Origin of the sequence: Clostridium sp. AM42-4, from assembly GCF_003480105.1 — a bacterium.
In the GTDB taxonomy this organism is placed as follows: domain Bacteria; phylum Bacillota; class Clostridia; order Lachnospirales; family Lachnospiraceae; genus Brotaphodocola.
Genome location: NZ_QUIK01000047.1, coordinates 1 through 1,891, shown reverse-complemented (window position 1 = coordinate 1,891; position 1,891 = coordinate 1). Strand labels below are relative to the sequence as shown.

Annotated in this window: 1 protein-coding gene; it reads left to right on the top strand. The window is 42.2% G+C overall.

The genetic code is table 11. The annotated features are described in order from the left end of the window. Positions 1–96: 96 nt before the first annotated feature. Entirely contained in the window at positions 97–1,722 is a 1,626-nt protein-coding gene (locus DW922_RS17225; protein WP_118721457.1) for an IS1182 family transposase, read from the top strand. Positions 1,723–1,891: the final 169 nt, after the last annotated feature.

Here is a 1,891-nt window from a genome sequence, read left to right as displayed (position 1 = left end):
AAGGGGCTGTCGCACTAACGTGCGGCAGCTCATTTTATATATCCAACACAAAACGCCGAGCTTCGAAAAGCCCGGCGTTCGTGGTATAATCAGTTTATGCGACTAAACAAAATAATACAGAGGGATTATACCTCATTTTCGCTGTATTATCAAATCAAACTTCCGCTGGATTTAGAGATTTCTATTCCATCTGATGATCCAGTTCGTCTGGTAAGTGCCTTTGTGGAGGAAATGGACCTTTCTGAACTATATAAAACTTATGGCAGGATCAGAAAAAATCAGGCAACGCCGCGTCAGATGCTGAAACTCGTTATCTATGCAGCAATGAATCGAATCTACTCAAGTCGAGATATCCGAAAAGCATGTAAACGGGATATCAACTTTATGTATCTCCTTGAAGGAATGCCTGCTCCTGATCATGCAACGATTGCGCGTTTTATCTCCCTGCATTTTTCTGCCTGCGCAAAGGTTCTGCTTGCCCAAATGTCAGATCTGCTCTATCTTCTTGGTGAGATTTCGGGAAAGACCATTTTTATTGATGGCACCAAGATTGAATCGGCAGCCAATAAATATACATTTGTATGGAAACGGGCTATTACGAAAAATCAGGCCCGGTTATACACAAAACTAACTTCTTTTGTGGCTGAATGCGAAGAACTCTATGGAATCAGGACCGTATACCATGACCAGATATCCATCCACACATTAAAACGGTTAAAAAAGCAGTTGTGCCGCGTCAAAGTACAGGAGGGAATTGTGTTCGTGCATGGAATTGGACGTAGAAAAACACAGTTGCAGAAATCCCTGGAACAGCTGGATCAATATCTGGAGAAACTAAAGGAATATACGAAAAAACTGTATACGCTTGGAGATAGAAACAGTTATTCCAAAACAGACCCGGATGCGACCTTCATGAGAATGAAAGAAGATGCGATGCTGAATGGACAGTTAAAACCTGCTTATAACATCCAGCACGGAGTGGACTCTGAATACATCACATGGATTGATATTAGCCCGCGTCCAACCGATACATGCACCCTGATCCCTTTTTTGAAAGATATGGAGAGTCACTTAGGATTTAAATATTCAGAAATCGTTGCAGATGCCGGATATGAAAGTGAAGAAAACTATCTTTTCATTGAGGGAAACGGACAGACCGCCTATATAAAGCCGCAGAACTATGAGATTTCGAAAACCCGAAAATACAAAAAAGACATCAGCAGAAGAGAAAACATGGAGTATCACGCAGACAGAGACAGCTATATCTGTCGGAATGGAAGGGAACTGACTGTTACAAATGAACGCAGAAGTAAAACAGCCAGCGGATATGTCAGTGTAAAAACTTATTACAGAAGTCCAGACTGTACCGGCTGTCCTTATAAAACGGAATGTATCAAGGGAAACAACTGCAAAACACCTATGGAAAAACGTAATAAAGTGCTGATGGTCTCGAAGACGATGAGTCAAAAACGTGCAGAAGATCTGGAACGGATCACAAGTGAGTATGGAACGATGCTCCGTATGAATCGCAGTATTCAGGCCGAAGGTTCATTTGCTGATGTAAAGGAAGACATGAATTTTCGAAGATATCTGTACCGAGGAAAAGCAAATGCACTGGCAGAGAGCATCCTTTTGGCGATGGGACGAAATATCAATAAGCTTCATTGCAAGATTCAGACCGGAAGAACGGGGAGTCATCTTTTTTCATTAAAGACAGCATAGATTTTAATGGTTGAAAACAAAACAGTTTGAAATCAGGCATGCCGAAAGGGATGTCTGGGAATGAACTGTGTTTATAAGGGATGGGGGCGAAATCACAACCGATTTCGCCCCCATTTGGGCATAAAGCAGGGCTGCCGCCCAGCAAAAAATATTTGCTAGTGCGACAGCC

Coding starts and splice junctions, on each gene's coding strand:
- DW922_RS17225 (WP_118721457.1), top strand. CDS start 97: ATGCGACTAAACAAAATAATACAGAGGGATTATACCTCATTTTCGCTG.